Genomic DNA, 22,008 nt, shown 5'->3' with positions numbered 1-22,008 from the left:
CCTAGCCTCCCGTGCTTCCGCCCTTGGAGCTGCTGCCGAAGCCGCCCCGGCTGACTGTGCCGCCCTTGCTGCTGTAGCCCGTGGACGTCTTGGCCCCCTGCGGCACCGTCCTGGTGAAGTTGGGATAGGCCGTCCTGTTCTGGCCAAGGCCCGGGACGCTGGCGCCGCGCGCATAGAAGTACCAGGCATAGAGGGCCCCGCCGCGTCCGGCCGAGCTGTTGCACTGGGTGTCCTCGACGCGCTCACCCGTTTCGTCGTTGAAGCAGACCTGGGCGTAGTCGGGGTCCTGCTCGTTGCTGGCCACGATCGCCGTGATGGTGCCGGCCAGGAGCGCCGTGACGCCGAGGCCCACCACCACCGTGCGGCGCTGGGACCGCTTCTTCCGCGCCGCGGCGTCGCGCTCGCGGTCACGGGCGAACGGGTCGAAGACGGGGCTGGGCTGGGGGAAGCCGGTTTGCTTCTGGTTTCCTTCGCCCTGCTTTTGTGCGCCCGCGGTTCCCTTGCGGGCCTTGCCCGTGCCTGGCTTTCCAGGGCTTTCCTGTCCCGGGCCTTCCTGTCCAGGCGTGCCGGGGGTCAGCAGCTCGGGGTGGAGCTCAGGCTTTGGCACCTGCCATGGCGGCGGCCTTGGCCGTGCCGCCAGACGGGCCGTCCCCGCCGGACACGTGGTCGCTCCGGCCCCCGTGAGCGTCCTTGCTCGGGTCCTTTTCCGGGTCCATGGTTCCCCCTGCTGCTCCACGCTGCTGAACGCGGGTGCTGTTGGCGGCCGGAACGCTTGGCTACGGCCGGCGGAAACCGGCTGTTCGTCCAGCCGGTTCACACTGCAGCAAGCCTAGTGGCTGGAAGGTGCTGCAGTGAATAAATTTCCTCGCACAGCGGTCCCTTGGAACCACCAAAAGCGCTGGTCAGCCCGAGAACCTAGACTAATGCCATGCACACAGCCACTCTTCTTGCCGTTTGCCGGGTCCACCAGCTCCTTCCGGACGAGGGAAGCGTGGGCGTCACCGCCATCGACAAGCGGCCCGTGGACGGGCCGGTGAAGGTGCACAAGCTTGGTTTGCACGGTGACATCCAGGCCAGCCGCATCGACCACGGGGGAGAGGACCAGGCGCTCTACGCCTATTCCCAGGCTGACGCGGACTACTGGATAGGAGAGCTGCAGCGCGAGCTGCCGCCGGGGATCTTCGGTGAGAACCTGCGCGTCGCGGGAATTGAAACCACGGGCGCCGTCATCGGTGAACGTTGGCGGATCGGGCTGGATGTTGAAGTTGAGGTCACCTCGCCGCGCGTTCCATGCGCGACCTTCCAGCGGCGCATGGACGAGGCCCAGTGGGTCAAGCGCTTCACGCAGGCAGGCCGGGTGGGCGCCTACCTGCGCGTCACCAAGACCGGCTCTGTGCAGGCAGGCGACCACGTTCACCGTCTCTTCGTTCCGAAGCATGGCGTGACCGTCGGCCGCTGGTTCAGCGAGCCCGACGTCGATGCCATCGAGGCCCTGCGCGACGCCGAGGCCGACGGTGAAATCCGGCTGCAGCCCGAGTACCACGACCGGTTCGAGAAGATGCTCCGCCGCGTGGGCCGCTAGCACGCAGGGCTGGCCCGAAGTGCCTCTGAACTGGCGTGGGCGCGGGGTACGGTTGCCGCCGAAAGCGGTGCAGAAACGCCGCGTGTGCGCAAGCTCACCGCCCCTGCCGGCCCCTCGGTTCGTCCGTATGCGGGGTCATGCCCTACACTTGAAATATCCCCCACTCCGGAAATCCCTTATTCCTGCCCAATTTTTGAGGCAGGACTGGCAAGTGTTGGGGCCCGCAAATGTGATGCGGGCAGTTTCATAGGGAGAGCCGGCTGAAGAAAACGCTGTACAGACTGCTGGGATAGCAGCCAAGAGATGCAGTGTGAAGTCCTGCCACGGGATTGCGAAAGCGCCGGACTTCTACGTGACCGGCCGGTCAATGTATGCCCGGCGCCCACGGCACATGAACTGCGGCTCCGCTCACCTCGGGTTGTGCCGCCTGGCCCCCTATGGATGAGGAATATTTCCCTATGCCCGAAAATCACGACGACGCCCAGATCACCGAAGCCACAGAGGCGACCGCCGAAACCGCCAACGTTGAATTCACCGAGGCTGCTGTCCCCGCAGCCGAGCCCGTCGAGGCCGCAGCCCCTGCCGCTGAGGCCCCCGCTGCCAAGGCCGATGAGGACGATGAAGAAGGCGTGAAGTTCGCCGATCTCGGCATCGACGGCCGCGTGCTGGCCGCCCTGCGGGACGTCGGCTACGAAAAGCCTTCCCCGATCCAGGCAGCAACCATCCCGCTGCTGCTTGAAGGCCGCGACGTCGTGGGCCTCGCCCAGACCGGCACCGGTAAGACTGCAGCATTCGCAGTACCGGCACTGTCCCGCCTGGCCGAGCTCCACGACCTCAACGGCCCGTCCCGCAAGACGCAGGCCCTGGTACTCGCCCCGACCCGCGAGCTCGCGCTCCAGGTTGCCGAGGCCTTCACCTCGTACGCCAAACACATCGATGACTTCACGGTCCTCCCCGTCTACGGCGGCTCCGCCTACGGCCCCCAGCTCGCCGGCCTGCGCCGCGGTGCACAGGTTGTCGTCGGTACTCCCGGCCGAGTGATCGACCACATTGCCAAGGGCTCCCTGGACCTGTCCGAACTCCAGTACCTGGTGCTGGACGAGGCCGACGAAATGCTCCGCATGGGCTTCGCCGAAGACGTGGAGCAGATCTTCCAGCAGACCCCGTCGGACCGCCAGGTGGCACTGTTCTCCGCCACCATGCCGAGCCAGATCCGCCGGATGTCCAAGCAGTACCTGAACAACCCGGCCGAGATCTCGGTGAAGTCCAAGACCACCACGGGCGCGAACACCCGTCAGCGCTACCTGCAGGTCATGGGCCCGCACAAGCTCGATGCCATGACCCGCATCCTCGAGGTCGAAGAGTTTGACGGCGTCATCGCGTTCGTCCGCACCAAGATGGCCACCGAGGACCTCGCCGACAAGCTGCGCGCCCGCGGCTTCCAGGCTGCCGCCATCAACGGCGACATCCCGCAGCAGCAGCGCGAACGCACCGTGGAAGCGCTCAAGGAAGGCCGCATCGACATCCTGGTTGCCACCGATGTCGCCGCCCGCGGCCTGGACGTCGAGCGCATCAGCCACGTGGTCAACTACGACATCCCGCACGACACCGAGTCTTACGTGCACCGCATCGGCCGCACCGGCCGTGCCGGCCGATCCGGCGACGCGATCCTGTTCATGACTCCGCGCGAGAAGTACCTGCTGCGTTCCATTGAGAAGGCCACGCGCCAGCCTGTGGAGCAGATGCACCTGCCCACCGCTGAGACCGTCAACACGCTGCGTCTGGGCAAGTTCGCCGAGCGCATCACCGAGACGCTCGAGTCCGAAGACGTGGCGGCATTCCGTGACCTGATCGCGTCCTACGAGGAAGAGCACAACGTGCCGGCAGCAGAAATCGCTGCGGCACTTGCGGTCATGGCGCAGGGCGGCCAGCCGCTGCTGGTCAAGGAACTGCCTGCTGCTCCGGAGTACCAGAAGCGCGAACGGTCCAAGGACGGCTTCGGCTCCCGCGGCCCGACCCGCACGCTGACCGAGGGCAACGCCACGTACCGGATCGCCGTCGGACGCCGCCAGCGCGTCATGCCGGGTTCCATCGTGGGCGCCATCGCCAACGAAGGCGGCATTTCGTCGTCGCAGATCGGCGGCATTGACATCCGCTCGGACCACTCGCTCGTGGAGCTCCCGGCCGACCTCAGCCCCGATCAGCTGAAGGCCCTGTCCCGCACGCGGATCGGCGGCGAGCTGATCCACCTCGAGCTGGACAACGGCCGCAAGCCGTCCGGTGACCGCGGCAGCTACCAGGGCAACCGTGGCGGCGACCGCGGCGGTTACTCCGGCGGCGGAGACCGTGGCGGCAACTTCAAGGGCAACGGCGGGTTCAAGAGGGAATTCCGCAAGAACGACGGCGAGCGTTCCTCCGCGGACCGTGGTGGACGCTCCTACAGCGACCGTTCGGAGCGCAGTGTAAGCGGTGACTCCGGTGCCAACCGCGGCCAGTCCAGCGATTCCCGCTTCGGTGGCCACGGTGATGGTGCACGCAAGCCCCGCCACGGCAACGAGGGTGGTCACCGCGACTTCAACCGCAAGGGCAAGTGGTAACCACGCCATCGGCGTGAACAACGCATCCGAATAGAAACGGGCCGGCTGAACAGCCGGCCCGTTTCTATTTAAGTCCGCCGCTGTGTTTGCTTCGTCACATCCGCGTCCTGAACGGTCCTGGAGGAGTGCCCGGAGGTCGCCCACAGCCCCTTCCGGGCCGGTATTTACGTGGATTTTCGGCCCTGCGGACCCTGTTCTGCCGCCGATTTGTTGAGTGTGAAATCTTCCGGTAGAGTATTTACTCGTTGCCCCCCTAGCTCAGTGGTAGAGCGCGTTCTTGGTAAGAACGAGGTCACCGGATCGATTCCGGTGGGGGGCTCTGAATGAGGGCCTGTGTCAAGGCGGTCTTGACCGGCTTGGCGCGGGTTTTTCTCATTCATGGCGGTGTAGCTCAGTTGGTTAGAGCGCACGACTCATAATCGTGAGGTCGGGAGATCGAGCCTCCCCACCGCTACAGAGACTGCAGGCCAGAGGCATTCAGCCCCTGGCCTGCTTTTGTTTTTGGGCATGTTCTGGTTTTGGGCCCGGCGCCCACCCTGAGCCGTCGTGGGGCAGTTTGGGGGAACCGGCGTCGTAGATAACGACGGCGGCCGGGGTGTCCCGAGTCGAAGTGCCCCGTCTTGGACCGGCCCCACGCCCAAAGCACGAAAAAAGCCCCGCACCGCCATTCTGAACTGCTCAGTTTGGCGGTGCGGGGCTCCCGCGCAGGCCTAAGCCTTGGTGACGCTGATGCGTACGTTCGGGCAGGAGTCGGCGTAGCGGATCAGGGCTGCCTTCTCGGCGCTGTCCACGCGCAGGCCCCACCGGATCTTCACCGCGATCCAGTTGCCGACGTACTCGCAGCGGTTGGCTGGCGGCATCCAGGCTTCAGGCCCCTTCGCCTGCTTGGCGGAGTTCAGCGCAGCCGTCTGCGCGTTCAGCGACCGTCCGTCGCCGAGGTCGTTGTAGAACGCCACCCGGCGCGCCTGCGACCAGTAGCGGGCACCTGAGCCCCACGCCTCGTGAACGGGAACGGTGTGGTCGATCTCCACGGCCGACGCCACGGTGTGCGTGCGGTTGTCCCACCTGGTGACCCAGCGGGCACTGCGCACGGTGCAGTGGCGCGTGGTGGTGTACGTCGCGGCGACTTTTGCCTCCTGCAGCAGGACCTCCGCGCGGGTGTTCTGGCAGTCACGGTTGGTGTCCAGCCAGGTGCCGAAGTAGCGGGTCCGGTCGTAGCCGACGTTGTTCTCCGCGCCCACCGCGAGGGCACGGGCGGCGGTGCGCAGCGGCGCGGAATAGTACGTGGCAGCCTCGGCGGGGATAGCCAGCCCGGTGAGCAGCAGGCCGGCGGCCACGGCGGTAGCGGACAGCGACCAGACCCAAAGGCCGGACGTGATGGACGCCGTGATGGCAACCGCCCGGCGTCGGGCCTGTTTGAACGGGCCTGTGTGATTGAACGTGCCGAGCGGCATGATTCCCCCATGATGATTCTTGGAACGGTATGAATTGCTTGATGCATCAACCAGCATGGCAGCCTGAATACGGGAGAACCGGATCCTTGATCAGGTCTTGAGGCAATCCTGTGGGAACGCTGCGACTGCCGCCGGAAACAGCGCAACCGTTGTCTTTCGGGCGACATGAACCTAAGGTCGGACTGCTGCAGGAGGCAAACACGCAGGCAGGCGGACGACAGGAACCGGCATGGCCAGACTGATCTACTCCGGACTCATGTCTCTCGACGGGTACATCGCGGACCGGGACGGCAACTTCGACTGGGCCGAGCCGGACGCCGAGGTGCATTCCTTCGTCAACGCGCTGATGCGGCCGGCGGGAACTCACCTGCTGGGCCGCCGGATGTACGAGGTGATGGCCGCCTGGGAGCATCCGGAGGACTCCGGCGAGATCGCCGACCTGCCCGCCTACATCCGCGACTTCGCCGACCTCTGGAAGGCTGCGGACAAGGTGGTTTTCTCCCGCACCCTGCAGGACGTGACCACCGCCCGGACCAGGATCGAGCCGGAGTTCAGCGCCGACGCCGTCGGACGGCTGAAGGCAGACGCCAGCCGGGACCTGGCAGTGGGCGGCGCGGAGCTCGCCGCGGCGGCCATTCGGGCCGGGCTGGTGGACGAGTTCCAGATGTTCCTCTCGCCCGTGGCAGTGGGCGGCGGCAAGCGCTTCCTCCCGGACGACGTCCGCCTACGGCTTGAGCTGCTCGAGGAGCGGCGGTTCGGCAACGGCACGGTGTTCCTCCGCTACGCCGACCGGACGGAATGACCCGCGGGCGGGCTGATGGCCTGCGGCGGGTGCAGCGCCTGTGACACAGGGTTGGGACACAATGGGGACATGACCCATATCGCAATCATCGGCGGCCACGGCAAGGTGGCCCTGCAGCTGTCCGCCCTCCTCACGGAACAGGGGCACAGCGTCACGTCCTTTATCCGCAACCCGGACCATGCGGCAGACGTCGCCGCCACCGGTGCATCGCCGTCGGTCCTTGACGTTGAAAACTCAACGACGGCGGAAATCGCTGCCGTGCTCCGGAACCACGACGCCGTGGTCTGGTCAGCCGGCGCCGGGGGAGGGAACCCGGCCCGCACGTATGCCGTGGACCGGGACGCCGCCATCCGTTCCATGGACGCGGCCGCAGAGGCCGGCGTCGGGCGGTACGTGATGGTGTCCTACTTTGGTGCTGGCCCGGACCACGGGGTTCCCGAGGGGCACAGCTTCCACGCGTACGCCGAGGCCAAGGCCGACGCCGACGAGTACCTCCGCGGCACCAAACTCGCCTGGACCATTCTGGGGCCGGGCTCCCTGACCGAGGGGCCGGGTAACGGGCTGATCGACGTGAACCCCGAAGACGCCGGCGCCGGCACGCAGACCTCCCGCGCCAACGTCGCTATCGTTGCAGCCTCGGTGCTGGACCTGCCGGGAACCGCCGGCCGGACCATCGAATTCCGCGACGGCACGGAGCCGGTCGCGGCCGCGCTCGGCGCGCTGGAGTAGCCCGGCAGGGAGCAGCGCAGCTGACGCGGGCCAGCGCCAGGGCACACCGCGAACGTACAGTTGCGGCCCCCAGAGAGGGTCGGCTGGGGGCCGCAAGTGTACGTTCGCGCCGTTCCGGGCGCAGCAGAATTGGCCAGACGTTGGGCCGGAGTGTTCCCGGTAGGGTTGAAGGTGCGGCCGCCTTCCGTCCGAGGGGCGGTGCACTCCGGGGAAAGTGGGCACATGGACCAGTTGGCACTCATCATCGGGCTCCTGCTCGCCACCGTGGTGGCCGTGGGCCTCGGGGACCGGCTGCGGCTGCCCTATCCGGTCCTGATGCTGCTCCTGGCCGTGGCGCTGACTTTCATCCCGGGCTTCCCGGACATCGAGATCCCGCCCGAGCTGATCCTGCCGATCTTCCTCCCGCCTCTGCTGTTCGCGACGGCGCAGCGGAGCTCCTGGGCCGTATTCCGGGTCCGGTGGCGCACGCTCATCATGCTCGCCGTGGCCCTGGTGGTCATCTCCACCGCGGTGGTCGCCGGCGCCGCCTGGCTCATGATCCCGGGGATCGGCATCCCGGCCGCCATCGCGCTCGGAGCCATGGTGGCCCCACCTGACCCTGTCGCGGTGGAGTCCGTTGCCGGCCGGGTGCACATGCCCCGGCGGCTGATCACGGTGCTGCAGAGCGAAGGGCTCTTCAACGACGCCGCCGCCATCGTCATTTTCCAGGCAGCTGTTGCCGCCGCCGTCGGCGGTACACGGATAGGGCCCGACGTCGTCCTCAAGTTCGTCGTGGGAGCTGCGCTTGCCGTTTTGGTCGGCATCGCCATGGGCTGGCTGACGTCGCTGATCACGCGGCTCGTTGCCTCGATGGTAGCCCGCAGTGCTGTGACCCTGGTGGTGCCCTTTGCCGCCTACATCCTGGCGGAGGAATTCCACGCCTCCGGCGTCATCGCCGTTGTGGTCACCGCCCTGGAGATGCAGCGGCACGCCCGCCCGCAGGACGCCGCGGAGAGGGTGACCCGGACGGCCTTCTGGGACGTGGTGGAGCTGCTCGTCACGGGGCTTGCCTTCGGGCTCGTGGGGCTCGAGATCCAGGATGTGGTCCGGGCGGAAGGTTCCGCGATCTTCGGAATGGCTGGGACCGCCGTCGTGGTCTGCGTCCTGGTGTTCGCAGTGCGGTTCGGCTGGCTGGGGCTGCTGGCCGTCTCCGCCCGCAAACGGAAGAACCTGCTGCAGCCGACCTCCGCGAAGGAGGTCCTGATACTAACCTGGTGCGGCATGCGCGGGCTGGCCACCCTGGCCCTGGCGCTGGCCCTCCCGGTTGCGCTCGCCGACGGCACGCCGTTCCCGGCGCGTGACCAAATCCTCGTCACGGCCTGTGCGGTGCTGCTGGCCACGCTTGTGCTGCCGGGGCTGACCCTGCCGTGGCTAATGAAGGTCCTGGACGCGTCCCAGGACGGCACGGAGGAGCGCGACGCCGCCCGGCTCCTGGCCCGTCGTGCCCAGGCGGCCGCCGTGGCCGCACTGAAGGACAACGAGCTCATGAAAGAGCTGCCGCCGGAGAAGGTGGCGCTGGTGAAGGAGAAAATGACCCGGCTCCATGCCGAACTGCTGGACGGCAGCCTCCGCAACGAGAGCCTTGCCGAGAAGCGTGAGCGGGGCAGGGAGCTGGCCATCACGGTCCAGACCATCGCACTGGACGCCGCCCGGCAGGAAGTGGTTGCGGCCCGTAGCGAGCCGGACATGGACCCCGAGGTGGCTGACAGGGTGCTGCGCCAGCTCGACCTGCGGACCATGATTATGCCGGAGTAGGGATCATGCCGGAGTAGAACAGCGCGAACGTACAGTGGGGCCCCCAACGTGCGTGGCTTTGGGGCCCCAAGTGTACGTTCGCGCTTGTCTTGGTTTACGCCGGGAGGTTGAGCTCCAGGTCCAGAGTGTTCGTCTCCACGTAGTCCAGGGCCCGCCGGACCGCGCCCACTGTCACGATTGCATCGCCCAGCGGCGAGACCGCCACCCGCGGCGGGGTGGCCGTGAACTCCGGCAGCCGGGCGGCAATGGGCTCGAGCAGGACCCCCGCAGAGTTGGCCACGGCCCCGCCGATCACCACGAGTTCGGGGTTGATCATGGTGGCCACCGAGCCGATTACCCGGGCCATCCTGTCGGCCAGCCGGTCCAGGATTTTCAGAGCCTCCGAGTCGCCGTCAGCCGCCGCGGCAAAGACGTGCTCCGCCTCGGCCCCCGTGGCCGCATGGTCGCGGAGGGACGTCTCTGCGGTGCTCTCCAGCGCCTCCGCGGCCCAGGTCCGCGCCAGCGTCGCTATGCCGAACGTGTCGCCCACGCCCTCCACCAGGTCCAGGTACGCGAGTTCACCCGCGCCGCCGCCGCTGCCATGGAGCAGGCGGCCGCCTTCGATAACGCCGGAACCGAAGCGCTCACTCGCCAGGATCACGACGACGTCGTCCACACCCGCCGCCGCGCCCCGCCACCGGTCGCCCAGGGCGGCCAGGTTGGCGTCGTTCTCCAGCAGCACCGTCCATCCCCGGAGTTTGTGAAGCGCGGACCCAAGGCCGACGTCGAACAGCCCCCAGAAGTGCTGGGATGCGAGGACGTTGCCTTTCCGGTCCACCGGGGCGGCGATGCCGGCACTGACGGCCAGCACGGCGTCGGGGGAGGCCCCGACGCCGTTCAGCGCCATCATGGCGGCCCGGTCAATGACCGCCACCCGTTCCTCGGCGGAAATGTCCTCAATCTCAAACGGCTGGCTGGCCCGTCCCAGCGCCTTTCCGCGGAGATCGGACACCACCACCGTCGCCTTCGAGAAACCCACGTCCATTCCCAGGACGTAGCCTGCCCGCTCGTTGAGTTCGAACCGCCGGGCAGGCCGCCCCTTCTGGTAGCCGCCAAAGGCGCGCTGGTTCTCCAGCTCGGTGATCCACCCCCGCTGCATGAGGTCCTCGCACACAGAGATGGCCGTGGCCCGGGTCAGTCCGGTGGCCTGGATGACCTCGGTAACTGTCACCGCCCCCGAGGCACGCATGAAGTCCAGAACCGCCCCGGCGCTCACGCGCCGCAGCAGCTGGGGTGTGGCCGCCGTCATTTCGGACATGGTGTTGACCTCCTTGTGCTCTGCCCCTCATAATACTTGAGGAACTAAATTTAGACTCCATATAAATAGACCACCTGGGCCGGACGGCCGCCGGCCCAGTGGATTTCCTTCCAGCTTTTGCCTCAGCCTTTTGCAAAGGAGCAACTGTGAACAGCCCTTTGAAGTACTCCCAATTCCGGAATCCGCAACCGCGCGCCACCTGCCAGCACGCCGCACCGGCCTCCGCACTGTGAGCGCAACCCCGCTCAGCCGCCGCGCGCTCTTCAAGGCGGCCGGGCTCGCCGGCGCGGCCGCCGTCCTTCCGCTGGCAGGCTGCGGTTCTGTGCCCAGCAGCCAGAACGGCGTCACCACCCTGCGCTTCATGCAGAACAAGCCCGAGGTGGTGGCCTACTTCAACCAGGTGATCAAGGAGTTCGAGGCGCTCAACCCGGACATCCGCGTCATCCAGGACTTCAACGAGGGCAACTTCGTTCCGGGTCTGGTCCGCAACGACCCGCCTGACGTCGTGACCCGCGGCTTCGCCCAGGCCACCGCCGACTTCGTCCGCAAGGGCGTGTTCGCGGACCTCTCCGACCTGCCCGCCGCGGCCACGATCGACCCCAAGGTCCAGGACCTGGTCAGCTCGTGGGGACAGTACAACGGGCACGAAACCAGCGCCCTTCCGTTCTCCCTGGCCGCTGCCGGGGTCATCTACCACCGGGACATCTTCGAAGCCCAGGGCGTGTCCGTCCCCACGACGTGGGACGAGTTCGTCGCGGCCTGCGAGAAGTTCAAGGCAGCAGGCATCACCCCCATCTACGGCACGTTCAAGGACAACTGGACCCTCGGGCAGGGCATGTTCGATTACGTGGCCGGTGGCGGCCTGGACATAGCGGACTTCTTCGCCAGGCTCACGGCCAAGGGCGCCGCCATCAGCGCGGACGCCGCGGAGTCGTTCACCAGCAACTTCGGCCCGGTCCTGCCCAAGATGCTGGAGCTGGCTTCCTTCTCGCAGAAGGGGGCCACCAGCAAGAACTATGCGGATGGCAATGCTGCGTTCGCCAAGGGCCAAGCGGCGATGTACTTGCAGGGCCCGTGGGCGCTTTCCCAGCTTGTGGCCGCCAACAAGAACGTCAGGCTCGGCAGCTTCCCGCTGCCCGTCACGACCAACCCCGCGGACACCAAGGTTCGGGTGAACGTGGACATGGCCCTGTGCATCACGCGCAACACCCCGAACATGGCGGCAGCGCGGCGGTTCGTCAGCTACCTGCTGGACCCCTCGGTGGTGAACACGTACAACGAGAAGAACGCGGCGTTCTCGCCGCTCAAGAACGCACCCGCCGTCGAAAATCCCCAGATCACCGGCCTCGCCGCCTCTGTGCGGGAGGGGCGGTACTACCAGGGAGCCACCACCTACTTCCCGCCGTCGGTACCTCTGTACAACTACATCCAGTCCTTTGTGTACGGCAAGAACGGCGAGCAGTTCCTTTCCGCCCTCGACGACGAATGGCGCCGGGTCGCCGAGCGCACCGCGGTCTGACCCGCCAAAATCCAGGAGCCCCCAATGACTACAACCGCAGAGACGGCGCAGGCAACCCCGGCCGCCGCGTCGACCGTTCCCCCGAAGGCCCCACTGAGCACCGCCCGCGCCCAGGGCCGCATCGACCCCACGTACTACTGGATGGTGGTGCCGGTCCTGGCACTGTTCGCCTTTTTCATCACCCTGCCGGCGCTCGTGGGCGTGTTCTTCAGCCTCACGAACTACGCCGGCTACGGTGACTGGAAGTTCATTGGACTGTCCAACTACGTCAACATCTTCAAAGACCCGGCAGTACTGCAGTCCTATATCTTCACGTTCGTCTTCGCCCTGGCCACCACGGTGGTGGTGAACGTCGTGGCGCTGGCCATCGCGCTGGGCCTGAACGCCAAGATCAAATGGCGTACTGGGATCCGCACCGTGTTCTTCATTCCCATGGTGCTCTCCGCCCTGGTAGTGTCCTTCGTCTTCAACTACCTTTTCTCCAACACCCTGCCGGTGCTGATGGAGCGGCTCGGTTACACACCACTGGCCACGAGCATCCTGGCCAATGAGAACCTCGCCTGGATCGCCATTGTGCTGGTCACGGTGTGGCAGGCGGCCCCCGGTGCCACCATCATTTACCTGGCGGGCCTGCAGAGCGTGCCCTCCGAGGTGTATGAAGCCGCAGACCTGGACGGCGCCGGCAGCTTCCGGCAGTTCCTGAGCCTCACGCTGCCGCTCATCCTCGGCTACCTCGTCATCAACGTGATCCTCGGTTTCAAGGGTTTCCTGGGAACCTACGAAATCATCGTGGGCCTCACCGGCGGCGGTCCCGGCATGGCGACGCAGTCGGTGGCCATGCGCATCTTCTCCGGCTTCACGGGCGGGGACTACTCCTACCAGATGGCCAACGCCGTCATCTACTTCCTGATCACCTTGCTGATCTCCGTTATCCAGCTGCGCCTAATCCAGCGCCGGGGGGTTTCTCTCTAATGACCGCATCCACACTCTCCAAGCCGGTGAACCGCACGGCCCCGGCAGCCGGCAGGTCCCGCAGGTCCGGCCGTGAAGGCTACAAGATCAACTGGTGGCTTACCGCGCTGATGCTGGTGGCGTCCCTGACCGTCCTGCTGCCGCTGTACTTCACGGTGGCCATGGCGCTGAAGTCCCCGGAGCAGATCGGAACGGGCACAGGCTTGGCCTGGCCGAACCCGATGAACTGGGAGAACTTCGCCGCCGCCTATGTGGCAACGAATTTCCCGCGGGCGTTTCTGTCCACCGCCTTTGTCACGGTCTTTAGCGTCCTGGGATCCCTGGTCTGCAGCTCCCTCGTGGCCTACGCCATTGCTCGTAACTGGAACCGGAATTTCTTCCGGGGTTCCTTCGTGTACCTGCTCTCGGCCATGTTCATTCCGTTTCCGGTGATCATCCTGCCGCTGATCAAGCAGACGGCACTCCTCGGCCTGGACAACCCGGGCGGCGTCGTGTTCCTGCACGTGCTCGGCGGCATCTCCTTCAACACGCTGCTGTACATCGCCTTCGTCCGCTCCATCCCGGCGGAGCTGGAGGAATCGGCCCGCATGGACGGTGCCACCACCTGGCAGGTGTTCCGCAAGATCATCTTCCCGCTGCTCGCCCCCATGAACGCCACCGTGGGCATCTTCGCGTTCCTCGGCTCTTGGAACGACTTCCTGCTGCCGCAGATGATGATCGCCGACCCCGCCCTGCAGACCCTTCCCGTGGTGCAGATGCTCTTCCAGGGAGAGTTCAACACCAATTACAGCCTCGCGTTCGCGTCCTACCTGATGGCCATGGCCCCCACATTGGTGGTTTACATCCTGGCCCAGCGTTGGGTACTGTCCGGAGTCATGCGCGGGGCCGTCAAGTAGACCCATCAAACCAGTCCAGCAACAACCCCAACCACAAGAAAAGGATCACCCCTTGTCCACCACCGCCACGCTGGCAACCCTGTCCGATTCCGACCACATGGCCGATCCGAACTGGTGGCGCCAGGCGTCCGTCTACCAGATCTACCCGCGCAGCTTTTCCGACTCCAACGGTGACGGCCTGGGCGACATCAAGGGCATAACGGCCAAGGTCCCGTACCTGAAGACGCTGGGAATCGACGCCGTCTGGCTCAGCCCGTTCTACCCCTCGGCGCTCGCCGATGGCGGCTACGATGTGGATGACTACCGCAACGTGGACCCGAAGCTCGGCACCCTCGAGGACTTCGACGAGATGGCCAACGCCCTCCATGCCGCCGGCATCAGGCTGATCGCGGACATTGTCCCGAACCACTCGTCCGACCGGCACGAATGGTTCAGGGAAGCCCTCGCCTCCCCGAAGGGTTCCCCGGCGCGCGACCGCTACATCTTCCGGGACGGCAAGGGCCCCAACGGCGAGTTCCCGCCGTCGGACTGGGATTCCGTCTTCGGCGGCCCTGCCTGGGAGCGCATCACCGAACCGGACGGCACCCCCGGCCAGTGGTACATGCACATCTTCGCCAAGGAGCAGCCGGACCTGAACTGGGCCAACCGGGAAATCCGCGATGACTTCCTCAAGACTTTGCGCTTTTGGTCGGACCGGGGCGTGGATGGCTTCCGCGTTGACGTGGCGCACGCCCTGACCAAGGACCTCACCGAACCGCTGCTGTCCAAGCTTGAGCTGAGCGCCGCAAATTCCGGTACGGACGGATTCGACGACGGGTCGCACCCGTTCTGGGACCGCGACGAGGTGCACGAGGTCTACGCCGAGTGGCGCGAGGTCTTCAACGAGTACAACCCGCCGCGCACCGCCGTCGCCGAGGCCTGGGTGCATGCCACCCGCCGTGCCCGCTACGCCAGCCCCGAGGGCCTGGGCCAGGCGTTCAACTTCGACCTCCTCCAGGCTGACTTCGACGCCGAGGAGTTCCACGAGATCATCACCCGCAACCTGGCAGAGGCGGCCGCCACCGGCGCCTCCTCCACCTGGGTCTTCTCCAACCACGACGTCGTCCGGCACGCCACCCGCTACGGCCTGCCCAAGGGCTCCAAGGGCAAGCACGCCAAGGGCCAGGACGGCAAGGCCTGGCTGCTGGCCGGCGGACCCGAGGAGGAACTCGACGTCGAACTCGGCCAGCGCCGCGCCCGCGCCGCCACGCTGCTCATGCTCGCGCTTCCCGGGTCCGCCTACCTCTACCAGGGCGAGGAACTGGGCCTGCAGGAAGTGGCGGACATCCCGGAGGCCGAACGCCAGGACCCGTCGTTCTTCCGCAACAGGGGAGTGGAAGTGGGCCGCGACGGCTGCCGCGTGCCGCTGCCGTGGTCCGTGGAGGGCACGTCCTTCGGGTTCGGCGACGGCGGCGCGCACCTGCCGCAGCCCGACTCGTTCAGCAGCTACGCCGTTGAGGCGCAGGACGGCACCCAGGGCTCCACGCTCGAGCTCTACCGCACGGCGCTGAAGCTCCGCCGCGAGCTGCAGGCCGCCGAAGAGCTGGAATGGATCGAAACCGGAAACCCGGACGTCCTGCACTTCAGCCGTCCCGGCGGCTGGCAGTCCGTGACCAATTTCGGGGACACCGCCGTCGACCTTCCCGCGGGCACGGTGCTGGTGAGCAGCGCACCGCTGGAAGGTGGCAAGCTGCCGGCCAACACCACGGCCTGGCTGCGCTGATCCTGTCTGGCTACGCTGGCCGCTGACTGAATAGCACGCCGCCGGCGGACCCCCGTCTTGACTGACCGGGGTCCGCCGGCCGCTCCGTTTAGCCACCCTCCCTAGCAGCTGGAGCAGGGCCTGCCTCTGGGCGGGGCAGGGAACTAGTGAAAGAGTGATGCCATGACTGAACAGACTGCAGTCCCGAACGGCCGGCTGCTTTACGGCTGTATGGGCCTGGGCGGGGACTGGTCGACTGACCCCCACGAAATAACCGACGTCGAAGCCGCGGCTGAGGCCATCGAGGCAGCACTGGACATCGGCGTCACGCTCTTCGACCACGCCGACATCTACCGCCACGGAAAGGCAGAGGCCGTCTTCGGCGAGGTGCTTGCCGGCAGCAGCGGGCTGCGGGAGCGCATCCAGCTGCAGACCAAGTGCGGGATCCGGTTGAACGAGCGGGGGCTGGAGACCCACTACGACCTGAGCCCGGACGCCATCATCGAGCGCGTGAATGGCAGCCTCGAGCGCCTGCGCACCGACTACGTGGATATCCTCCTGCTGCACCGCCCGGATCCCCTGATGGACCCTGCGGAGGTGGCGGCCGCCGTCGGGAAGCTGATGGCGGAAGGGAAGGTGCGGGCGCTGGGGGTGTCCAACATGTCCGCCGCGCAGATCGAGTTCCTGCAGGACAGCCTGGAAACCCCGGTGGTGGCCAACCAGCTGGAGCTCAGCCTGCTCAAGCGCGACTGGCTGGAGAGCACGGTGCTGGTGAACCATCCCGATGCCCACAGCTACAGCTTTCCGCACGGGACGCTGGAGTACTGCGCACGCCAGGGGATCACCCTGCAGGCCTACGGTGCACTGGCCCGCGGCCACTACACCGGCAACCCGCCCGAACGGCCCACGCCAGCCGAGAGCGCCACGGCCTCGCTGCTGGCCGAGATGGCCCGGGAGAACGCCACGACGGTCGAGGCTGTGCTGCTGGGGTGGCTGATGAAGCACCCGGCCGGGATCGCGCCGGTCATCGGCACAGCCAACCCGGACCGCATCCGTGCCTGCGCGGGGGCCTCGCGCGTGGCCCAGAGCATGACCCGGGCCGAGTGGTACCGGCTGTGGGTCACGGCCCGCGGGAGCAACATCCCTTAAACCCAAGTAGGTCGCAGCTGACGGCGTTTTGAGGGCTCAGAACACCATCTGCTGCGACCTGCTTGGGTAACAACCCTAGAGCGGGGCGATCTCCGAGTACGTGGAGGCATCACCCTTCAGGGCCTGGCTCGGCTTGCCGTCCACGCCCACCGGGATGTCTCCGGCGATGGTGACGCGGTTGAGCTTGCGCGGCTGGCCGTCGTAGTTGTCCGGGGCGTAGTGCTGCGTGATCCGGTTGTCGAAGAGCACCAGCTGGTTCGGCTCCCAGTTCACGCGGACCACGTTTTCGGGACGGGTCACGTAGGCCTGGAGCAGCCGGATGATGTCCTTGGATTCGGTGTTGGACAGACCCACGATCCGCAGGCGCTGCGCGAAGCCCCCGATGAACAATCCGCGCTCGCCGGTCAGCGGGTGCACGCGCACCACAGGATGGGCGGTCTCGAACTTGAGCCGGGTGAACTCCTTGCGGCGATCCTCGGCGTTGGCGTGCTCCAGGTTCTTGGGCACCGAGTAGTCGTAGTCGTTGGTGTGGATGGCCCACAGCGTGTCGGCAAAGTTCCGCAGCTCATCCGGAAGGTCGGCGTAGGCGCCGGCGGAGGAAGCGATCAGCGTCTCGCCGCCGTAGACCGGCAGGTCGATGCTGCGCAGGGTGGACGCCTGCGGCGGGTTGACCACGAACGTAACATCGGTGTGCCAGTTGTTGGCTGAACCGTTCTCGCTGTCCACGGGCAGGACGTTCTCCTCGCCCTCAACCGACGCAACGGTGGGGTGCGCCTTGGTGAGCGGTCCGAAGAGGCTGGCGAACTTCACCTGCGCCTCGTCGGAGAGGATGCTGGCTTCACGGAACACGAGGGCCTTGTGCTCGTTGAGGGCCGCACGGATCTGTGCAACGGTCTCTGCCGGCAGATCGCCGCTGAGATCCAGGCCGCGGATCTCGGCGCCGATGCGGGAGCCCAGCTTGGAGAATTCGAGCTTGGTTTCGGTAATGACAGTCATCGTTCTTTCCTCACTTTGTGCTGCGGATACTTCTGAATCGGGCGGTTGTTTGGATCGGGCGTTACTTTGAAGCGGTCAGGAGACCGTTGAACTCGTTGGTGTACAGCTTCTTGGCGTCCAAACCGGACTTGATGATGCCGGCGGACTTCAGGTACTCCTCCCAGCGGGTGAAGTCCTCGTCCTTGATCTCGCCCTTGGCGGGGACGCCGACGCTCTTCCAGTACTGCAGGGCGGCGGGGTTCTCGTTGCGGCCGCGTTCCTTCAGGATCTTGGTGAGCCGGGCAATGACGTCCTTGCGGGGCGTGGCCCGCTCCCACTCGATGGCCTTCGCCACGCCCGTGGTGAAGGTCCGGACCGTGTTGGGGTTCTGCGCGATGAAGTCTTCCCGGAAGACGTAGGGTCCGCCGGCAAACGTGCCGAACAGGTCGAAGTCGCTGAAGACGGACCGCAGCCCGCCGTTGGCGACGGCCTTGTCCTGCAGAATGCTGCCGAGGGAGCCGGCATCCACCTGGCCGCGGCGGATGGCTTCCTCCGTGTCGTTCGGCGGAACCACCACGAGCTGGACCTGCTTGATCTCGTCCGCGCTCAGGCCGTTCTTGCGGAGGTAGGTGTTGATGACCGCCTCGGAATGGGCGCCCAGGGTGTTCACGGCGATCTTCTTGCCGATGAAGTCCCGGGCCGTCTTGATCGTGCTGTCTTCCTTCACGTAAAAGCCGTTGAAGGTCTTGCTGTCCTCACCGTAATAGTTGATGACGGCCTTCACCGGAGCCCCGGCCTCCACGAGCTTCACCACGGCGCCGGCGAACGCGCCGCCGAAGTCGGTCTGGCCCGTCGCTGCGGACTGGATGTCCTGCGGGCCGCTGATGGTGTTGCCCACCCAGTTCAGCTTGACGTCGCCCAGGTAGCCGAGGTCCTCCGCCAGCTCGGGAAGGGTCACGCTGTTGGCCCAGCCCTGGTAGCGGAGCTCCTTCACTTCGTTGGCGCCGGGCGTTCCGGTGCCGCCTGTGTCATCGCCGGCGGCGCTCCCGCCGCAGCCGGACACCGTCAGGGCGATGACGACGGCGGCCGCAGCACTCAGTATGGTCAGGTGTCGTTTCATGGGGGTTCCTTCAGGGGTTTGGTCGGCTGGTACGCCACATTCGCTCCGGCCGCTGCAACGGCCGATGGATTGATGTAAGCGCACTCGGACGAAGCAGAAAAGTGCCCGGGTCACGGCGGGAAACCGTTAGAAATCGGCGGAAACACGGCGCAACAGCGGGACATGCGGCGCCCCGTTGCGGTCCATGAGTGTCCGTGACAGACGGCAGCAAAGATCCCAGCGACGGGCGGTACACTGTGGCTTTTGTTCGTATTGGTCTGCCCTGCGGGGCCGATCTGCGTCGCGCACACGGGCGCGCGCCCGATACGGTAGAACCATGACGTCTTCCTCCACAGCCGAGATCACCCGGCAAGAACGCAATATCCCCGCCGAGATCGCCCGCTCGTGGCTGCTTGTCAACGCAATGAAAACCGAGCTTTTCGACCAGTCCGCCGTGTCCCGCGCGGACTCGATCATCTTGGACATCGAAGACGCCGTGGACCCCTCGCAGAAGGACGCCGCTCGCGAGAACGTCGTGAACTGGCTCTCCGGAGGCGGCCAGGCCTGGGTGCGGATCAACGACGCCACCAGCAAGTTCTGGGCCGACGACCTCGCGGGCCTGCGCGGCACGCCGGGGCTGCTCGGCGTCATGCTGGCCAAGACGGAGTCGGCAGACCAGGTCACCGAAAGCTTCCACCGCATGGACGGCAAGACCCCGGTCATCCCCCTCGTGGAATCCGCGCTCGGCATCGAAGAGGCCAACCACATCGCCAAGGCCCAGGGTGCATTCCGCCTGGCCTTCGGATCAGGCGACTTCCGCCGCGACACCGGCATGGCGAACACCCAGGAGGCCATGGCCTACCCGCGCGCCAAGCTCGTCGTGGCCAGCCGGGTGGGCAACCTGCCGGGCCCCATCGACGGACCCACGGTGGGCACCAACCACCCGATCCTGCGCGAGCAGACCGGTGTCACGGTGATGATGGGCATGACCGGAAAGCTCTGCCTGGCCATCGACCAGACCAGCGTCATCAACGAGGTCATCAGCCCCACGCCGTCGGACGTCGCCTGGGCCACCGACTTCATGGCCGACTTCGAGGCCAACGGCCGCGTCATCCGTGATGGCTCGGACCTGCCCCGCCTCGGCCGCGCAGAGAAGATCATGAAGCTCGCGGTAGCGTTTGGTGTGCAGCCCGCGCTGTAAGCGCCATCAGCATTACCAGGAGGCCCCGTGACCGATACCCGTTATCTGGTGCACGGGGTCTTTTGGGATGGGCCGCCGGCCGTTTCCGCAGCGGCCGACGGCGGCAGGCCTGTTTTGCGCCTCCAGCACCATTCCGGCGGGTTCAGTGAGATGACGCTCGACGCCGGCACCCGTCTGGGGTTCCGCGTTGCGGACGGAGTCAAGTGCTGCCTCGGCCACACCAGGGTTTTCTCCGCCGCCGAGCGCCGGCACGTCACCTGCCCGGACAGTGCCCAGGCGGTCCGGGGCAGCCAGTGTGAGCCCTGCCAGCTGGCAGACGACACCCGGCTGATCCACGACTTCCACCGTGGCGGACGGGTTCCGGCCGGCCTCCGGGACTATCTCATGCAGCCGCACTGGCTCTACGTGGCCACCTTCGCCAACGGTGCCAGCAAGATCGGCACCGCCTCACAGCCGCGCAAATGGAACCGGCTGGCCGAGCAGGGTGCCGTGGTTGCCCGTTACGTAGCCCTGGCGGAGGACGGGAGGCTGGTGCGCGTCCTGGAGGACTTGGCCACGAGCGAAGCGGGCCTTGCCCAGCAGGTTCGCGGCACGGCGAAGGCTGCCGCCCTGACGGACCCGCTCCCCGCCGATGAGCTTGACCTCCTCAACCGGCGCCGGGCGGAGGACGTGCGGACCCTGTTGGCGGGCACCGCCGTCGGGGGTTTTGCCGTTGTGGATGACCAGTGGGTCCGCCCGGCGCAGGCCGCGGCATTGTGCGCGGCTGCTTCCCGGCACGCCTACCCGCACGGGATGCACGGCGGAAGCCACGGCTTCACCCTCAGGGCCCTGTGCGGCAGCCACGGCCTGGCCGGGCTGGACGGCTCGGAGCTGGACTTCGTGGTGAACCTCGGGCTGCTGAAGGGCCGCCTGGTGGAACCGGGGGAGTACAGCTCGGAGGTGCCGGCGGTGCAGGAAGCCCTATTCTGAGGGCGCCCCGTTTCTCAAGGCGCAACGTTTCTCAGGGCGCGCCGTCATGACTGGGTAAACTGGCACGGTGCTGCATCAATTCTGGGCCGCCGCGCCCAAGTCCTACAAAACCCTGGTCTTCGCCGCGATGGGCCTCATCGCCGTCGGCCTGATCCTCAACATCGCGGGCCATGTCGCCGCCAACCAGGGGCTCATGGTTGCGTCCCTGCCGGTGATTGGCCTGGGCCTGGTGCTGCACATGGTCGGTCTGGTGGTCCGCGGCCAACGGGTCCGCAAGAACATCCCGAAATAGGGGACCTGCACGCCCGCCCCGATAGGCTTGAACCCATGACTATCAATCCGGACCTGCAGGGACGAAGCTACCCTGCCGCTGAGGTGTATGACGTTGGCCGTGAGAAAATCCGCGAGTTCGCCCGCGCCGTCAAGGCCACCCACCCCGCCCACTTCGATGTTGACGCCGCGCAGGGCCTGGGCCACCCCGACCTCGTGGCCCCGCCCACGTTCGCGATCATTATCGCGCAGCGCGCCGACGCCCAGCTGATCGAGGATCCGGAAGCCGGCATCGACTTCTCCCGCGTCGTCCACGCGGACCAGCGCTTCACCCACCACCGCCCCATCTTTGCCGGCGACCGGCTCGTGGCGGAACTGCACGTCGACGGCGTGCGCGCGATGGGCGGCGGCGCCATGATCACCACGCGCAGCGAGATTTTTGCCCTGACGGACGGGGACGGGCGCGAGCCGGTATCCACCACCAAGTCATCCATCCTGGTCCGCGGAGAGGGACAGTAGCCATGAGCCCCACATTCGAAGAACTTAGCGTCGGCCAGGACATTGGCGGCCGCAGCATCGAGGTGACCCGGCAGGACCTGGTCAAGTACGCCGGCGCATCGGGCGACTTCAACCCCATCCACTGGAACGAAGCCTTCGCCACGGGCGTCGAGCTTCCCGGCGTCATCGCCCACGGCATGTTCACCATGGGCGCCGCCGTGCAGCTGGTCAGCGACTGGGCCGGTGACCCGGCCGCCGTCGTCGACTACCAGACCCGCTTCACCAAGCCGGTGCTGGTCTCCGACACCACGGGATCCGGCGACGCCGGTGCCGTAATCGACGTCAGCGGCGCGGTCGGCGCGCTGGATGCCGATGCGCGCACCGCGCGCGTGGACCTCACTGTGGTGTTCGACGGTCAGAAGGTCCTCATGAAAGCCCAGGCCCTCGTCCGGTTGGCGTGACGT

22 protein-coding genes and 2 tRNA genes are annotated in these 22,008 nt (G+C 66.7%); 18 read left to right on the top strand and 6 right to left on the bottom strand.

The features are described 5' to 3' along the window. Position 1 precedes the first annotated feature (1 nt). Together QFZ33_RS19435 and QFZ33_RS24040 are read right to left on the bottom strand one after the other, a co-directional pair. The gene (locus QFZ33_RS19435; protein WP_373427299.1) at positions 2–607 is read right to left on the bottom strand and encodes a Tat pathway signal protein; all 606 of its coding nucleotides are present in this window, start codon (positions 605–607) and stop codon (positions 2–4) included. Continuing rightward, positions 594–716 carry a hypothetical protein gene (locus QFZ33_RS24040; protein ID WP_373427298.1) on the bottom strand — a complete coding sequence of 41 codons (123 nt, stop codon included), beginning with the start codon at positions 714–716 and terminating at the stop codon, positions 594–596. Before QFZ33_RS24040 ends, QFZ33_RS19435 begins: the two co-directional genes overlap by 14 nt. 34 nt (positions 717–750) lie before the next feature. Between QFZ33_RS24040 and mprA the strand changes: the two genes are divergently transcribed. The 5 genes from mprA (at position 751) to QFZ33_RS19415 (ending at position 4,633) form a co-directional block, all read left to right on the top strand. Beyond that, positions 751–855: an MprA protease, GlyGly-CTERM protein-sorting domain-containing form gene (gene mprA / locus QFZ33_RS24035; RefSeq protein ID WP_373427297.1), complete on the top strand. Its 105-nt coding sequence runs from the start codon at positions 751–753 to the stop codon at positions 853–855. A gap of 73 nt (positions 856–928) precedes the next feature. After that, positions 929–1,582 carry an MOSC domain-containing protein gene (locus QFZ33_RS19430; protein WP_307030104.1) on the top strand — a complete coding sequence of 218 codons (654 nt, stop codon included), beginning with the start codon at positions 929–931 and terminating at the stop codon, positions 1,580–1,582. A gap of 458 nt (positions 1,583–2,040) precedes the next feature. Next, positions 2,041–4,179, top strand: a complete 2,139-nt coding sequence (locus QFZ33_RS19425; RefSeq protein ID WP_307030103.1) for a DEAD/DEAH box helicase — start codon at positions 2,041–2,043, stop codon at positions 4,177–4,179. A 247-nt stretch (positions 4,180–4,426) separates the two neighbouring features. Beyond that, a tRNA-Thr gene (locus QFZ33_RS19420) sits at positions 4,427–4,498 on the top strand. A 61-nt stretch (positions 4,499–4,559) separates the two neighbouring features. Continuing rightward, positions 4,560–4,633: transfer RNA gene (locus QFZ33_RS19415), tRNA-Met, on the top strand. Between the two features lie 256 nt (positions 4,634–4,889). On the opposite strand, the gene QFZ33_RS19410 is transcribed toward QFZ33_RS19415, so the two are convergent. Continuing rightward, the gene (locus QFZ33_RS19410; protein WP_307030101.1) at positions 4,890–5,633 is read right to left on the bottom strand and encodes an HNH endonuclease family protein; all 744 of its coding nucleotides are present in this window, start codon (positions 5,631–5,633) and stop codon (positions 4,890–4,892) included. Between the two features lie 229 nt (positions 5,634–5,862). Here QFZ33_RS19410 and QFZ33_RS19405 point away from each other — a divergent pair, with 229 nt between their 5' ends. From QFZ33_RS19405 to QFZ33_RS19395, 3 genes are all read left to right on the top strand, one after another. After that, positions 5,863–6,435 carry a dihydrofolate reductase family protein gene (locus QFZ33_RS19405; RefSeq protein ID WP_307030099.1) on the top strand — a complete coding sequence of 191 codons (573 nt, stop codon included), beginning with the start codon at positions 5,863–5,865 and terminating at the stop codon, positions 6,433–6,435. Between the two features lie 69 nt (positions 6,436–6,504). Next, a complete protein-coding gene (locus tag QFZ33_RS19400; protein WP_307030097.1) occupies positions 6,505–7,164 on the top strand; it encodes an SDR family oxidoreductase in 660 nt (219 codons plus the stop codon). Positions 7,165–7,386: 222 nt separating this feature from the next. After that, complete coding sequence (locus QFZ33_RS19395) at positions 7,387–8,958, top strand: Na+/H+ antiporter (RefSeq protein ID WP_307030095.1); 1,572 nt, start codon at positions 7,387–7,389, stop codon at positions 8,956–8,958. Between the two features lie 94 nt (positions 8,959–9,052). On the opposite strand, the gene QFZ33_RS19390 is transcribed toward QFZ33_RS19395, so the two are convergent. Continuing rightward, positions 9,053–10,255, bottom strand: coding sequence for an ROK family protein (locus QFZ33_RS19390; RefSeq protein WP_307030093.1), 1,203 nt, complete (start codon positions 10,253–10,255; stop codon positions 9,053–9,055). A 229-nt stretch (positions 10,256–10,484) separates the two neighbouring features. Between QFZ33_RS19390 and QFZ33_RS19385 the strand changes: the two genes are divergently transcribed. The 5 genes from QFZ33_RS19385 to QFZ33_RS19365 all read left to right on the top strand — a co-directional run bounded on the left by QFZ33_RS19385 (position 10,485) and on the right by QFZ33_RS19365 (position 16,532). Further along, the gene (locus tag QFZ33_RS19385) at positions 10,485–11,774 is read left to right on the top strand and encodes an ABC transporter substrate-binding protein (protein ID WP_307030091.1); all 1,290 of its coding nucleotides are present in this window, start codon (positions 10,485–10,487) and stop codon (positions 11,772–11,774) included. Between the two features lie 24 nt (positions 11,775–11,798). Beyond that, entirely contained in the window at positions 11,799–12,746 is a 948-nt protein-coding gene (locus tag QFZ33_RS19380) for a carbohydrate ABC transporter permease (protein WP_307030089.1), read from the top strand. Beyond that, positions 12,746–13,642 (top strand): carbohydrate ABC transporter permease, encoded by an 897-nt coding sequence (locus QFZ33_RS19375; protein WP_307030087.1) that lies wholly within the window; start codon positions 12,746–12,748, stop codon positions 13,640–13,642. Before QFZ33_RS19380 ends, QFZ33_RS19375 begins: the two co-directional genes overlap by 1 nt. 52 nt (positions 13,643–13,694) lie before the next feature. Beyond that, on the top strand, positions 13,695–15,404 hold the full coding sequence (locus QFZ33_RS19370; protein WP_307030085.1) for a glycoside hydrolase family 13 protein: 1,710 nt from the start codon (positions 13,695–13,697) through the stop codon (positions 15,402–15,404). A gap of 162 nt (positions 15,405–15,566) precedes the next feature. Beyond that, complete coding sequence (locus QFZ33_RS19365; protein ID WP_307030083.1) at positions 15,567–16,532, top strand: aldo/keto reductase; 966 nt, start codon at positions 15,567–15,569, stop codon at positions 16,530–16,532. Positions 16,533–16,607: 75 nt separating this feature from the next. Here the strand turns inward: QFZ33_RS19365 and QFZ33_RS19360 are convergent, their stop codons facing one another. After that, entirely contained in the window at positions 16,608–17,528 is a 921-nt protein-coding gene (locus QFZ33_RS19360) for a TauD/TfdA dioxygenase family protein (RefSeq protein ID WP_307030081.1), read from the bottom strand. Between the two features lie 61 nt (positions 17,529–17,589). Next, positions 17,590–18,627, bottom strand: a complete 1,038-nt coding sequence (locus QFZ33_RS19355) for an ABC transporter substrate-binding protein (protein ID WP_307030079.1) — start codon at positions 18,625–18,627, stop codon at positions 17,590–17,592. Between the two features lie 316 nt (positions 18,628–18,943). On the opposite strand from QFZ33_RS19355, the gene QFZ33_RS19350 reads away from it, so the two are divergent. The 5 genes from QFZ33_RS19350 to QFZ33_RS19330 all read left to right on the top strand — a co-directional run bounded on the left by QFZ33_RS19350 (position 18,944) and on the right by QFZ33_RS19330 (position 22,005). Beyond that, on the top strand, positions 18,944–19,807 hold the full coding sequence (locus QFZ33_RS19350; protein ID WP_111905150.1) for an HpcH/HpaI aldolase/citrate lyase family protein: 864 nt from the start codon (positions 18,944–18,946) through the stop codon (positions 19,805–19,807). 27 nt (positions 19,808–19,834) lie between these two features. After that, positions 19,835–20,776 (top strand): DUF2797 domain-containing protein, encoded by a 942-nt coding sequence (locus QFZ33_RS19345; protein ID WP_307030077.1) that lies wholly within the window; start codon positions 19,835–19,837, stop codon positions 20,774–20,776. A 67-nt stretch (positions 20,777–20,843) separates the two neighbouring features. After that, entirely contained in the window at positions 20,844–21,068 is a 225-nt protein-coding gene (locus QFZ33_RS19340; RefSeq protein ID WP_307030075.1) for a DUF3188 domain-containing protein, read from the top strand. Positions 21,069–21,103: 35 nt separating this feature from the next. Next, positions 21,104–21,565 (top strand): FAS1-like dehydratase domain-containing protein, encoded by a 462-nt coding sequence (locus QFZ33_RS19335; RefSeq protein ID WP_003803911.1) that lies wholly within the window; start codon positions 21,104–21,106, stop codon positions 21,563–21,565. Between the two features lie 2 nt (positions 21,566–21,567). Further along, positions 21,568–22,005, top strand: coding sequence for a MaoC family dehydratase (locus tag QFZ33_RS19330; protein ID WP_307030073.1), 438 nt, complete (start codon positions 21,568–21,570; stop codon positions 22,003–22,005). Positions 22,006–22,008 lie beyond the last annotated feature (3 nt).

This window comes from Arthrobacter globiformis, from assembly GCF_030815865.1.
Taxonomy (GTDB): Bacteria; Actinomycetota; Actinomycetes; order Actinomycetales; family Micrococcaceae; genus Arthrobacter; species Arthrobacter globiformis_B.
Note: the sequence above shows the minus strand (reverse complement) of the source record. Positions and strands in the feature narration are given on the sequence as shown.